The sequence below is a fragment of the Pseudomonas sp. THAF187a genome, from assembly GCF_009363395.1.
GTDB lineage: Bacteria > Pseudomonadota > Gammaproteobacteria > Pseudomonadales > Pseudomonadaceae > Aquipseudomonas > Aquipseudomonas khazarica.
The window spans coordinates 2,907,970-2,921,578 of record NZ_CP045349.1 but is presented as its reverse complement, the minus strand read 5'-3'; the positions used below and the strand labels follow the sequence as shown (position 1 = coordinate 2,921,578).

Genomic DNA, 13,609 nt, shown 5'->3' with positions numbered 1-13,609 from the left:
CAGCGTTTTTACTCGACCTGCCGGGTGTTGACAACGTATCTGGCGATCGACATAGTTATCCAGTCGGATAATTTTTGGCTCAAATGTCTCCTGAGACAGTCACGCTGCCTGGCATTGCGAGGTGGCAACGGCCAAGGCTTACGCCGACATGCAGCGATAACAACAAGAAAAGGAACGTGAAGATGTCTCGATCGCTTCAGTGCATGGGGGCCGGCGCTGGAACTGCTAGTCGGCCGGTAAAGGCCAGGATGCGCAAGGGCTTGGTCGTGGCCGGGGTGACGACCTTGGCGGCGTTGCCTCTGGGCGTGGCGCAAGCCTATCCGTTCCGCTCGGGTGACTGGAGTGGCTCGCTCGATACCACTCTTTCCTATGGTGCCAGCTATCGTGCCGAGGGGCAGGATGGCAAGTTGATCGCGCGTGCCAATGGGGGCTCGGCCGCCAATGGGAGCCAGATCAACAGCGACGATGGCGATCTGAACTTCAGGAAAGGTGACCTCTTTTCCGAGGTGGTCACGGTCCTCTCCGAGTTGGACCTGAAGTACCAGGAAAACTATGGCCTGTTTGTCCGTGGCCGAGCCTTCTATGACTTCGAACTGGAGGATGACGAACGCCGCCATCGGGAAATCAGTGGCGACGGCCTGGATCAGGCCGGCTCCGGTGTGGAATTGTTGGACGCCTTTGTTCACGGTAGCTGGACGGTCCGCGAGCGCAGCCTGAATGCGCGGCTGGGAAAGCAGGTGGTCAACTGGGGTGAGGGGCTGTATTACCAGAACGGTATAGGCGCGACCAATCCCCTAGACCTGAGCGCCCTGCGGGCACCGGGCTCGGAGTTGAAGGAGGCCTTCCTGCCCACCTTCATGGGCTACGTCTCCTTCGCGCTTAGCGACAACCTCGCGGTGGAAGGCTATTACCAGCCAGGCTGGGCATGGGAATCCACCAAGATCGATCCCTGCGGCACCTATTTCTCCACCACTGACTTCCTCGGCGAAGGTTGCAACTACGTAGCTGTTGGCGCCTTCGATAATCCATCCATCCCGGGCGCCCCTTCCATGCTGTTTGTGCCGCGCGCCTCGGATGTCGACGCCGACACGGCCGCACAGTATGGCATCGCATTGCGGTTGTTCGTGCCCGAGCTGAACGATACGGAACTGGGTTTTTACTACTTGCGCTACAGCACCCTACTGCCCCAGGTCGGTGGAACTGTCGCGCGCAAGTTCGGAGGAGTGCCCATCCCCAGCACCGCCACCTATTTCGCCGAGTACCTGGAGCGGCGCGACCTGTTTGGCGCCAGTTTCAACACCACCATCAGTGGCGATGGCTTCTTCAGCGGCCAGTCGGTATTCGGCGAGTTGTCGTACCGGCCGGATGCCCCGGTCGCGCTCAGTTCCGCCGCTATCTTGAACGAGGTGCTGATCAATCCGGCGGGGCTATCGGCCGGGACCCGGGTGAAGGGCTACCGGGAGAAGGGGCTGTACCAGGCCTCGGTCGGCACCCTGCGTAACATGGGCAGCATGTTGGGTGCCGATGCATCCACCCTTGCTGGCGAGTTGGTGGCTAGTCGCCTGTCCGAGCTGGAGTCTGACCTGGACTATGGCGCTGTCACCCGTAGCGCCTACGGCGCGACCTTGGGCTACTCGCTGACCTATAACAACGTGCTCAACATATTCACGCTGGTGCCCAGCATTAGCCATGCTCGCACTTTCAACGGTGTGGCGGCGAACAATACCAACGGCCTGAACGAGGAGGTCTGGAGAACGTCGGTGGGCCTCGACGCCCACTATCAGGACCTGACAGTGGGCGTCCAATACGTGGATTTCACCGGCGGAAATAGCGGTGATCGCGATTTCCTTACCTTCAAAGTCAAGTACAGTTTCTGAGGATTCAACATGCGCGGAACAAACCTTTTTCCCGCCGGGCTGCTGTGCTTCGCGATGCTGCTTTCGCCCCTGGCGCAAGCCCAGGTCGATGCCCTCCAGGCCGCCCGACTCGACCAGGACCTGACCCCGCTCGGCGCGGAGCGTGCCGGCAATGCCGAGGGCACCATCCCGGCTTGGGAGGGCGGCCTGCGCCGGCAAGCCGATGCGCAGGACCTGGAGCGGGGCTACAAGGACCCCTTCGCCGCCGACCAAATCCTGTTCACCATCACCGCGGCTAATGCCGAGCAATACCGCGACAGGCTTAGCCCGGGCCAGTTGGCATTGCTCAAGCGCTACCCGGACTCCTGGAAAATGCAGGTCTACCCGACGCGTCGTTCGGCTTCCTACTCCGAGCAGGTCTATGCGGCGATCAAGGCCAACGCATTGAACGCCCATCTGGTAGAGGACGGTTATGGCATCGCTGGTACCAAGAACGTGGTGCCATTCCCCATTCCGGGATCCGCTCTAGAGTTGGTGTGGAACCACTTGATGCGTTATCGCGGTGTTGGCGTGACACGTTATTCTGCCGGCGCCACGCCGCTGGCCAATGGCAGCTATCAGTTGAGTAAGATGATGGATACAGCACTGTTCAACCAGGATGTGTCCGACTACAGCAAGGACAATGGCAACATTCTGGTCTACTACCGCCAATCGGCCCTCGCGCCAGCGCGTGGGGCGGGGCAGGAGACCTTGGTCCACGAGCCCGTCAATCAGGTCAAGACCCCGCGCCTGGCCTGGATCTACAATGCCGGCCAGCGTCGCGTACGCCGTGCGCCGAACTTTGCTTACGACGACCCGGCTTCTAATGGTATGGCTACCAATGACAACGGAGACATGTTCTCGGGCGCCCCTGACCGCTACGACTGGCAACTGGTTGGTAAGCAGGAAATGTACGTGCCGTACAACAACTATCGCTTCGCCTCAAAGACTAACAAGTACAGCGATATCATCATGCCCGGACACATCAACTCCGATCTGCCACGCTACGAGCTGCACAGGGTCTGGCATGTGCGCGGCGTCCTCAAGGCAGGTATCCGTCATGTTTACAAACAGCGCGATTTGTACCTGGACGAGGACAGCTACCAGATCCTTGTGTCCGATCACCGTGACAATCGCGATGTCCTCTGGCGCGTGGGAGAGGCCTACACCATCAATTTCTACGATCAGCCCTTGGTATGGACGGTTGGCAACTCCCTCTACGATCTCACCTCCGGTCGTTACACTATTTCCATTCTAACCAACGAAGAAGTGCCGTACGACTTCAACGTTCCGCTCACGCCTGCTGATTTCACACCGGCCAAACTGCGCCAGGGCGGCGTGCGCTGATGATACGGGCGCACGCGCCGCTGTAAGCCACACCCACTTCCCTTATCGCATTCATTCCATCGGCTGGCCCCTGCCGGGGCCAGGCCTGGACTCGTCATGCCGTGGCCAGCGGAGCTGGACCGGTCCAGCACGGAAATCACCTGGAGAACGCTTATGGCAATGAGCAGGAAAATGACCAGTGGTACAGCCAATGGGGCCGTGCAGCTCGATAGAAGGACTGAAGGAACATCCGATCGAACACATCGTTCATGCGGATGGCGATATTGGCAAGGCCGCTTCCCGGTGGATGACCAAGTTCTGGATCGCTGGAAATGGACTTCCCCACTGGAGTTACCGTCCAGATCTACCCATCACCATTGCCAGTTCTGACCTGGTCGTTGCAGACACCATCACTCACATGAGCCGGGATACCTACGTGTACAGGGTTATCCGTCGTTGTTTGTCGTAGCAGGAGTTCTCACCTTCATGTCAGGTCGTTAAATGCTGAAGGTCGAGCTGAACTCGCTAATTTCGTTGAACGAGAAAATAAAAATGAAAAGTCATGCCCATCATCTTATTAAAACTCTCGCTGTTGTATCCATCATCGCTGCAGTCACCACCCCAGCTCTTGCGGAAGAGGAGGGCGTCACTCAGGCGGTATGTCAACAATCTATCGATCCTGCGCTGTTCAGCTCTGCGGAGCATCTACGCGAGCTGACTGCAACCGTTGCCGGGTTCGGACTGAGGAGTACTGGCAGCGAGGCACACGAGGACAACATCTCTTGGATAGCCCGTGAGTTTTCCAAGCTGCCTGGTTTCACCACTAAGGAAGACTTCATCGATATTCAGCGTTGGCAGCCCTCGCCGGTGGCTGACAACGGTAAGGGCAGAAGTCTGGAAAGAGCAGCACGAGTAACCTTATCAACGACTCAAGATGGGAATATAGAAATAGCCGTGGCGGGAGCGGTTCCCTATGCGTTACCAACTGTAGAGAAAGCCTCGACGGGCGAGTTGGTTTACTTCAAAGACCCAAGCGAAATCACCAAAGAGCGGGCCAGCGGCAAGATTGTCATTGTTGATGTCCCTGACCCTGGTATACCTAACGCAGTTCTGTTGGCGCTTTCGCGTTATTTTACCGACGATCTTTGGTCATCCACTTTCGAGTCTTATAAACGCCCAGCCATGTGGACAGGCACCCCGCTGGCAAAAATTCTGACTGATGCTGGTATTGCTGGCGCAGCTGGAGTCATTGTCGCGTTCGATCTGCCTAGAGCACAGGTAGCGGGCTATTTCGATCCACATGATGGTACTCACTTCACTGTGCCCGCTGCCTACGTGGGTGTAGATGAAGGGCTGATGCTCAAAGCCGCTGCGGCGAATGGTGGGAAAGCGAGCATATCAATTGATGCTGTCAGGGATGAAGCTCGTACTCGCAATCTAATCGCCACGCTGCCGGGGTTGAGTAAAGAGAAGATCATTTTTTCCACAAATACCGATGGAAATACGTGGGTGCAGGAAAACGGCAATGCAGGATTAATGGCATTGGCCGAGTACTTTTCGCGTTTGCCTGTTGCCTGCCGCCCTCGGACGCTTGAGTTCGCATTTGGGTCAGCTCACCTGCATATGTCCAGAGAGGGTACACAGTTGTATGCGAATGAAATGAACCGGGATTACGACCGAGGGGAAGTTGTATTCGCTTTTGCCGTTGAGCATTTGGGTACCCGTGAAATTCTTCCTGTAGAACGAAGCAATGGGCCAGGTAAAGAGTTGAAGTTCACCGGGGAAGGGGAAGTAATGGGGTGGTTCGTTGGGCCTAGCGATGCATTGATACAGGCCAGTATCAATGCCATTCAGAAGCACAGCCTGGACAAAGTCATGGTTCTTCGTGGTGAAGGCATCCCCAATCCAATGCGTTCACCGAGCTTTTGTTCCTTCGGCGGTCTCGGCGGTTCTTTCCACGGAAACCTGATCCCAACGATTGCAATCATATCGGGTCCCTGGTCGCTGTGGGCACCCTCGTTTGGTGAACAGGCTGTCGACTTCGAACGTATGCGCAATCAGCTATTGTCTATCGGCGATGTGACCCTTGAGTTAGCGGCCAAGCCTGCAAGCGAGATTGCGGGCGACTACACGGCCGAGCGTCAACGCCGAGCCGACGGTGCGAAAACCTGCGCCATGAAAACTCGTCCAGAGCAGGCTCCGGCCAGCAGCCCATAACCATAAGTGGAGCAGTTGTTTGGACCAGGCCCAGAAGGAAGCGCCTCCTGTCCGAGGCGCATACAGTACTAAAAATCCAAAAGAAATCAGGAAATCTCCCGATGCTGGACCTCTTCAAGTTGCGCCATACTAATCCATTGCCGCCTGGCTAGGTTTTGCACGAGAAGTACTGCAGTAGACAGCGCCGCGGGTAAGCCAGCGTGACCAGCGCGGCAGAACTTCGGGCCAACTTGTCATAGCGGGTGTCGATCCTCTGGCTCTCTTCCAACCAGCCAGACATTCGCTCGATGATGTTCCTCTGTCGGTACTTCGAACGGTCGAACAGTAGGGGGAGCCCAGACTTGGGTTTGCACATCATGGTGTGCCACGGGATCATCGGCTGCATGCGGTAGCCGTTCCCAGTGATGATGCAGGTGCTCGGCATCGCCCCCTTGCCAGCAGTAACCAGCAACCGCGTTTGTGCGGCCGCCCAGGCTTTACGGAAGAATGCATGCCTCTTCCAAGTGCAGCTGCACAGGGGCAATGTCAGTGGCCAGTTCCGGCGACAGCAGGAAGAGTAAAGAGACACGGTTGGCGTCGCCGATCAGGCAGATCTTGGCGGTCCAGCCACGTCCGCTGCGCGTCCATAACGGACTGGGTCTACACAACCAGACGACACTCATCGTCTGCGTACCAGGCTCATCGTGTCTGGCTCCCCTGGCCTCCGTCACACAAGAACTGGAAACCTACCGGGTCCGGCGTCGCCTCTCCGGGCTTTCGTCAGGCGTTTTGGGACGCTAACCCGTTGACCCGCTTGGCCACTGACATGCTCGTCCCCGCACGGAGGGGAGGGGGTGTTGAGCGACGCATAAATCAGACAGATTCGGGGTATTTACTTGTTGGCGGGCAGCTACACTGAAAAAGCAGGTTGAGCTTCATATCGAATTCTTTCATGAAGGGCTTCCCCATGGTCATGACCGTCTCGTCAGTACTGCTGGATGAATGGCAGGAGCTTGCCAACCAGGCTGCAGAAGCTGCGCAAGTACCTGCTGCCCTGGTGATGCGTGTCTGGCCTGAGCAGATTGAGGTGCTGATCGCGAGCCTCGGGGATGAAAACCCCTATGAGGAACATGAGAAGGCCGATCTTGGGACGGGCCTCTATTGCGAGACCGTCATGGCTACCCATCAGCCTTTGCTGGTGCCTGATGCATTGAGCGATCCGGAATGGGCCAACAATCCTGATATCAAGCTGAACATGATCAGCTACCTGGGAGTGCCATTGGTCTGCCCTGATGACAGCATTTTCGGCACCGTCTGTGTGCTGGACCGACAGCCCAGGCATTACGACACGAAGACGCTGCGCATGCTGGAGTCGTTGAAAGCGATCATCGAGTCAGACTTCCATTCGGTGGTCGCTGGTGATCCCGTTCATGAGGGCAGCCGCAGTGGTTCGGAACGGCGGGCCTTTCAAAACTGCATTGCGGATCTTCGAGCCAGTAATGGTTCGCCATCGCCATCTGCCTGAACCGGGCGACGATGTCCCTGAAGATGATCGCGGGCAATACCCTTGTTCCGCGTCCCTATCTCAAGAAGTGGGCCCGGTGGCTGGCTCAGCTTCAGGAGATCACGCAGGCCGATGCCATTTGGCTGATGAGTCTGCAGGGCGACCGGCTACAGACTGTACTGGATAGCGGTCAACTCTCGCTTGAACAGCGTACTGCTGCCAGTGAGCTGGCCAATCGCCTGGCTGAGCAGGCAATCACTGCGCGCGCCGTCGTCGAAGAGTATTGCGCTGAGGTGGGCTGCTGGTGCGTGAGTATCCCGCTTTGTTGGCCGGATGCATCCGTTTATGGCGCACTGGTTCTGATGGCCGGGAAGGACGGTCGCAGCCTTCTGGAATGGCTCCGGCATATGCTCGAGTCGGATTTCCGCACCCTGCATTTCGTGCGTGCCATCGATCAGCATAAAAATCTGCTGGAGACGCGAATTGCCGAGCGGACGGACGATCTGCGCATGGCCAATGAGCGGCTTGCGCAAGAGTTGAGTCTGACCCAGCGCACCGCACAGCTGTTGCGTCAGATGGTCATTCATGTGCCCGGTGGTGATGAGCATGGCTATTTCCACAAGCTCGTGCAGCAACTGGTTCAGATGCTGCGCGCCGAACATGCGTTTGTCGCCTTGATCGATGATCAAGACCCCAGTCGCGCAAGCACCATCTCCTGCTACAGCGGTAATGACTGGCACACCAACTTCAACTTCGAAATTGCCAAAACCCCTTGTAGCCATGTGCACAAACGCCGCGGCGTGTTCACCTCATGCGATCTGGACAGCGAATTTCCAGAAACACAGGCCCAGTTCGGATTGCAGGCTGAGACCTATCTGGGGGTTCCCCTGCTCGATGAAGCGGGGTGCACGCTGGGGGTCATGGCCGCGATGGGGGGAGGGGACATGCTGGAAGCCCACCTGGCCAATGAGGTCATTGAGCTGCTGGCTGCCCGAACCGGGTCTGAAATCCTCCGCATGCATACCGAGGATGAGCTGCGTCACCTGGCTCTTCACGACTCCTTGACTGGGCTGCCCAACCGTATCCATTTCAGAGGGCGGCTGGAGCAGGCCATTGCTCAGGCGGAACGTGCACATACCCATCTGGCCGTTCTGTTTATCGATCTGGATGAGTTCAAGACCATCAACGACAGCCTGGGTCACGATGTCGGTGACAGGGTACTGGTGCAGGCGAGCAAGCTACTCGAGGCCTCCATGCGCGACATGGATAGCGTGGCCCGGTTGGGGGGTGACGAGTTTGCAGCATTGTTGCCTGGTGCCGACTCTCTTGAGGCAGATGCAGTTTTTCAGCGCATTGCCAAAGCGATGTCCACGCCTCTTCTCAGCGAGGGCATCGAGCTGTTTCTTTCCGCCAGTGTCGGTTGCAGCCTGTACCCTGACGACGGCACGGACTCCGGTAGCTTGTTGCGCTCGGCTGATACCGCGATGTACCGCGCGAAAGCACTCGGCAAGAACCAACTGCAGTTCTACGCGCAACACAGCAAGCAAACGATCCAGCGCGACCTTGTCGTCGGCAATCGTCTACGCAAGGCGATCAATGCTGGTGAGCTCTATGTGGTTTACCAGCCCAAGATCGACCTGAGGGATGGAACGCTGGTCGGCGCTGAGGCCCTGTGCCGCTGGCATGATCAGGAGTTGGGTGAGGTTTCACCGGGTGAGTTCATACCGATCGCGGAGCGAGCCGGGATAATTTCAGACCTTGGTGCGCTGGTGATCAAGCAGGTGATCGCCGACTTGCAGGAGTGGCAGTGCCAGCAGATAGAGGTGCCCAAGGTCGCTGTAAACGTGTCTGCCAAACAGTTGCAAACCACGGAATTTACCCAGTGGCTGGCAGAGAGTGTGCGCAGTGCAGGCCTGAAGCCCCATCACCTCGTCATCGAGTTGACCGAAAGCGTTCTGATGGAGCGAAACGACATCAATCTACCGGTCCTGGCTGAGTTGGTGGCGTGTGGATTCCGAATCAGCGTGGATGACTTTGGCACGGGCTACTCATCGCTTGCCTATCTCAAGCGGATGCCGATCAGCGAGATCAAGATCGATCGCAGCTTTGTCGAGCACCTGGCCGATGACCAGGGCGATCAGGCCATCGCTGCAGCCATTCTGACGCTCGGTCACACCCTGGGGCATGTTGTCGTCGCCGAAGGGATAGAGAACGAGCAGCAATTACGCGTTCTGCGTGCTTTGCACTGCGATGTGGGCCAGGGTTTTCTTTTCCACCGCCCGCTGTCGCGTACGGCCTTTCATGAGCTGTTGATGCATGAAAGTGGTAGCAAATAGCTCCTGCTTTCATCCTTACACCCCAGTCGCAACGGTGCTTCGCGATAAGCAATGCGAGGCTGTCTGCTTCTGGCCGGGAGCCGTCTCAGGTGACAGGCCGCTTCCGGCCAATACCAGCCAGTCGTTTGCTCACATGACCGGTTAGAGCAGATGCTCGCTAGAAAGTGCTGCGTATTCAGATGCTTAAGGACAGCAATAAGCATCCGACTTGAAGGGAATAGAAGGGCACTTAAGCCACTGCGTACACATCTCAGTAGAGATGGCGTAGGTCATGCTTGACCACCGCATCGACCACAAGGCCGGTAGCCTTGCCCAACAGCCCCTTACCGTTCAGGTGCTCGGAGAGCATCTTGGAAAAGGCTGGAATCTGTCCTTCGTCTAGGTGTGTGGCTCGATCCCACAATCCCGCAGCCAGCAGTTCGGGACAGTGTTGGAAGCGATAACGCTCAACGTTCACGATGGTAGCAATCCTTGGGGGCTTGTTGTTGATCGCCAGTAGGACTAGCAAGCTCGGGTCGTTGGTCAACCAGGCGCGCCCGGCTACGGACAAAACCGTATCAATGCCGGGTTGCAAGAAGGATAGACGCAAGGAACCATCGACGAGGATATTGCTTAGGCTGCAAGCAACCTTGTTGCCGGGGCGTTCCGGCACCAGCAGAGTGTGGCGATCCAATACCTGGACGAAACCTGCTGGGTCACCTCGTGGCGACATTTCGGTGGCTTCAGCCTGGCGTTGCGTGAGCATCAGCAGGTAGGGCGAGGCGGCGATAAAGGCCTGTGCCGTCTCAGACAAAACCTGCCCTGTGCTAGGTGATAAGGGGCTGGCGTGCTCTCTGACTCGCCAGAAATCGGCGCGTACCTTGGCTCGTGAGCAGTGCAGGAAAAGCGCCTCGGCGCGAAACTGCAACAGTTTTCCGTTCCGCAGAGAGCCCCTACCGTTGGCGCGCAGGCTGAATCCCACACCGGGCAGGATGAAGTACAGGCTGCAGGCCAATTCCTCTATCGGCTGATCTGGGATCTCTTTGTCTGCCGGCCAGGGTAGATGGATGTCCTGACCCACGGCCCGTAACACTGGATGGTGGCGCAAATCGAGGTATTCGATATCTAACCGCGGGTCGGAAAAGCCTACGGCGCAAACCGTCGCTTTGCGGATCATCAGCAGGCAGATCTCATCCAAGCTGCGCTGTAGGCGTTTGTGCATTATCGCCGGTGGTGGTGGAATCAGTGCGCGCAAGGCGGATAGCGATTCGACTCTGTGCTCGGGCATAGCAAGTCTTCCTGTGCCATGGTCGTGTCGCCGATGCTAGGCAGTCCGATGACGGCTGGCCATAGCACTACGGTTCAACCTGCATGGCTTTTGGTTGCAATCTGATCTTGCCAGGCCGACAGCTGGCCGCAGCTCTATACCGTGCGTTAGAGTCATTTCCTAAGCCCCCACCAAGAGCAGCCCGATGGTCAGGAGTTCCAGTGTTTCAGCCATCGCAGTGCAGGATTTGCACGACCAGCTGCTGAGGCTCGGCGTGGTCGCTGCCACCCAGTTGCGGGAGGCCGGGGTGGATGGTGCCAAGCTTCTCGACTATGGGCCTACGGCATCACCAATCCAGGAGCAGCGTGCCGACGAGGCCCAGTTACTGGCGCTATGGCAGCTCGCAGCGAATAACAAGCAAATGCCGCAGATCGGCCTGCTGATCGGGCAGACCTTTAACTCCGCCACGCATGGCGTGCTGGCTAGTTGGTTGTGCCAATGCAGCCGGGTGAGCGAGGCACTGGAGGTGTTCCAGCGACATATCGCGTTGATGAACCCTTCGGAAAGCTGGCAGTACAGTGAAACGCCAGATGCTCTGGTGCTTGAGATCGCCTTCGCCCCCGACAAAACCTACCCGCAGGCCGCCATCGAACGGAGCATGAGTGCAGTGCTGCGCTGGAGCCTGGAGATGACCGGCGTAGAGTTGCGACCTCTGGCCTGTGAGTTCGCTTTCCCATCCCCAGCCTACCATGCGCGCTATGTCGAACTGTTCGGCAACGATCTGCGATTCAACAGCAAGAGAAACCGCCTTTACCTGCCGCGCGACTTCCTACAGCTTCCCATTCTCGGCGCCAGCGACTATCTGCGACAGATGCTGGAATCTCGTGCGAAGACAACACTTGCAAAGCTGCAAAGCGCAGATACGCTCTCCGGCACGGTGCGTCGCTTGATTCACGTAGGCTTGCCCGATGGCATGGGCATCGAGCCAACTTGCCAGGCGTTGCACGTCAGTCGCACCACGCTCTACCGACGCCTGAAGGAAGAGGGCACCAGTTTCAGCAGGTTGGTGGCAGAGGTACGTCGCGAGTTGTCTGCGGAGCTGATTCGTCAGGGGCTGCCAGTGGCGACGGTCAGCGAGCGGCTAGGGTTCAGGGATACCAGCACTTTCCATCGTGCCTTCAAGCGCTGGTTCGATTGTCCTCCGGGAGCCTTTCGAGATTAGTGGTGGGCTTTCGCTTTCGGGGGCGATGACGCACTAAGCGAGGCTTCTGAATTGCCCCTGAACCTCGATGCAGGAGACTGGCCTACTGCTAATCAGTCCGCTTCTGGCCGGAAGCGGCCTGTCACCAGCGACCGCCTCCGGCCAGGAGCAGTCAGGTGCCTACAAAGTCTGGGGCGATTCAACTACCACGCAGGGCGAATCTCATCCGTTAGAGGAAGAGTCTGGTTCAGGGGCCAACGCATGCTGCCGAAAACGTTTCTAGGTCCGCAGCTCTCCTCCCGGCACTGCTCGCCAACATCCTCGGTGCGAAGAGCATCGCTTTCTGCGAACAGATGAAAAACACATTTTGATCCCGCTTCGCGAAATACAAAAACGCCACTTTCAGTGGGTACAGCCAAGCCATGCAGTCGGCATACATGACCTCCACCGCCTGTTGTCCAGAACGTGAAAAGTAGTTTTCCATCAGACTGCATCTGGGTCTCAAGAAAGTCTCCTGGAGAACCGCGACGACCATCGGGAATAGCGTTAAGTGTCTGAGAAACCGCGTCACCAGCCAGCGTCAGAACCGATGCCAAAAACCACGAGAAGCGCATGACAATTCCTCCCTGATGACAATTGAATCGTACCCCTTGTGGACGAGCTGAGTGATTCCATTTCTGAGCGACCACGCCTGGCCGATCTCTGCTGATTTTCCAGCAGTAGAAGTGGAGAAGGCAGAAGCTTTCCTCAGCCAGGTAGGCGCCACGCCGTGCATGTCCATTGTTTGGGATTGGTTTGCGCCTCGTCGCCAAGCCTCACGCATCTTCCGGCGCCACGCCCTGTGGTCGCTTGTAGGCCATCCCGACAGAGCGCGGGGCGGTATGGACGAAGCCGAACTGCGCGTACAGGTCTTGCGCCTGGCCATCGGCGATCAGGCTGACATAGCCGCTCTCGGGGACCTCGGCTTCGATGTATTGCAGTATCTCCCCCATGATGCGCTTGCCCAGGCCCTTGCCCTGGTGTTCCTTGAGGACGGCGATGTCCACCACCTGAAAGAAGCAGCCACCGTCGCCGATGACGCGGCCCATGCCCACCGGCTGCGCGTCATGCAGGATCTGTACGGCGAAGAGTGTATTGGGCAGTCCCTTCAGCGCGGCCTCGATGGTTTTCGGGCTGAGCCCCGAGGCAAGGCGCAGCGCCCGGTAGGTCTCGACGGAGGGCGTTTCCAGCACGCAGGAGTAGGTCGTCATATGTTTCGCTCGATAGGTGCAAACGGACGGCCAGGCGCTATGCCTGGATGCGGACATCGGCAGCTGGGATAACGGTGGCGCGCTTGCCGAAGCTGGTCATGTTGGCCAGCGTGACGTTGTGGTGGGCGGTGATCTGCGCAGCCGTCAGGACGCCGTTGTCCACCGTCGAGTGGGCGTCCTCGACCAGGGTCACCTCGTAGCCCAGCGCCAGGGCGCGGCGGGTCGTGGTATCGACGCAGAAGTCGCTCTGCAGGCCACAGATCACCAGGTGGGAGATATCCCGTGCCTGCAGCAGCTGGGTGAGGTCGGTGCGATGGAAGGCGTCCGGCGTGGTCTTGCGAACCCGCAGATCGCTCGGTGAGGTCGTCAGTCCGTCGGCGAGCTGCCAGGGGGCGGTGTCGAAACGCAGGGGGCCGTCATTTTCTTCGTGCTGGATCAGCACAACCGGTGCGTGAGCGGCCCGTGCCTGCGCCGAGAGCGTGTTGATTCTTTCGATCACCCGGTCGCTGTCGAACGCAGCGTATTCTCCGGTACACAGTACATGTTGAACATCGATGATCAGCAGTGCAGTCGACATGGCTTCCCTCCACGAAGTTGATGCATGGAACAGGGCAAGCCCGGCAAGGGGGCCGGTTCGATGCATGGAGGGCAGATG

At 58.1% G+C, this 13,609-nt stretch carries 10 protein-coding genes and 1 pseudogene; 6 read left to right on the top strand and 5 right to left on the bottom strand.

The annotated features are described in order from the left end of the window. Positions 1-248: 248 nt before the first annotated feature. The 3 genes from FIV02_RS13650 to FIV02_RS13640 all read left to right on the top strand — a co-directional run bounded on the left by FIV02_RS13650 (position 249) and on the right by FIV02_RS13640 (position 5,438). Positions 249-1,877: a DUF1302 domain-containing protein gene (locus tag FIV02_RS13650; protein ID WP_172979155.1), complete on the top strand. Its 1,629-nt coding sequence runs from the start codon at positions 249-251 to the stop codon at positions 1,875-1,877. Positions 1,878-1,886: 9 nt separating this feature from the next. Next, positions 1,887-3,242, top strand: coding sequence for a DUF1329 domain-containing protein (locus tag FIV02_RS13645; protein ID WP_152488916.1), 1,356 nt, complete (start codon positions 1,887-1,889; stop codon positions 3,240-3,242). Positions 3,243-3,722: 480 nt separating this feature from the next. Next, positions 3,723-5,438, top strand: a complete 1,716-nt coding sequence (locus FIV02_RS13640) for a hypothetical protein (protein ID WP_152488915.1) — start codon at positions 3,723-3,725, stop codon at positions 5,436-5,438. Positions 5,439-5,586: 148 nt separating this feature from the next. Here FIV02_RS13640 and FIV02_RS25005 read toward each other — a convergent pair. Continuing rightward, a pseudogene (locus FIV02_RS25005) lies at positions 5,587-6,058 on the bottom strand (IS5/IS1182 family transposase); the annotation flags it as partial. Positions 6,059-6,369: 311 nt separating this feature from the next. Between FIV02_RS25005 and FIV02_RS13630 the strand changes: the two are divergent. Together FIV02_RS13630 and FIV02_RS13625 are read left to right on the top strand one after the other, a co-directional pair. Further along, positions 6,370-6,942 (top strand): GAF domain-containing protein, encoded by a 573-nt coding sequence (locus tag FIV02_RS13630; protein WP_047593032.1) that lies wholly within the window; start codon positions 6,370-6,372, stop codon positions 6,940-6,942. Between the two features lie 11 nt (positions 6,943-6,953). Continuing rightward, positions 6,954-9,257, top strand: a complete 2,304-nt coding sequence (locus tag FIV02_RS13625; RefSeq protein WP_152488913.1) for a bifunctional diguanylate cyclase/phosphodiesterase — start codon at positions 6,954-6,956, stop codon at positions 9,255-9,257. 250 nt (positions 9,258-9,507) lie between these two features. Here the strand turns inward: FIV02_RS13625 and FIV02_RS13620 are convergent, their stop codons facing one another. Next, positions 9,508-10,524, bottom strand: a complete 1,017-nt coding sequence (locus FIV02_RS13620) for a hypothetical protein (protein ID WP_152488912.1) — start codon at positions 10,522-10,524, stop codon at positions 9,508-9,510. A 184-nt stretch (positions 10,525-10,708) separates the two neighbouring features. Between FIV02_RS13620 and FIV02_RS13615 the strand changes: the two genes are divergently transcribed. Beyond that, positions 10,709-11,725 carry an AraC family transcriptional regulator gene (locus tag FIV02_RS13615; RefSeq protein ID WP_152488911.1) on the top strand — a complete coding sequence of 339 codons (1,017 nt, stop codon included), beginning with the start codon at positions 10,709-10,711 and terminating at the stop codon, positions 11,723-11,725. A 182-nt stretch (positions 11,726-11,907) separates the two neighbouring features. Here the strand turns inward: FIV02_RS13615 and FIV02_RS13610 are convergent, their stop codons facing one another. From FIV02_RS13610 to FIV02_RS13600, 3 genes are all read right to left on the bottom strand, one after another. Next, positions 11,908-12,318, bottom strand: coding sequence for a hypothetical protein (locus tag FIV02_RS13610; RefSeq protein ID WP_152488910.1), 411 nt, complete (start codon positions 12,316-12,318; stop codon positions 11,908-11,910). Positions 12,319-12,519: 201 nt separating this feature from the next. Further along, on the bottom strand, positions 12,520-12,954 hold the full coding sequence (locus tag FIV02_RS13605; protein WP_152488909.1) for a GNAT family N-acetyltransferase: 435 nt from the start codon (positions 12,952-12,954) through the stop codon (positions 12,520-12,522). 37 nt (positions 12,955-12,991) lie between these two features. Then, entirely contained in the window at positions 12,992-13,531 is a 540-nt protein-coding gene (locus FIV02_RS13600) for a cysteine hydrolase family protein (RefSeq protein ID WP_152488908.1), read from the bottom strand. Positions 13,532-13,609 lie beyond the last annotated feature (78 nt).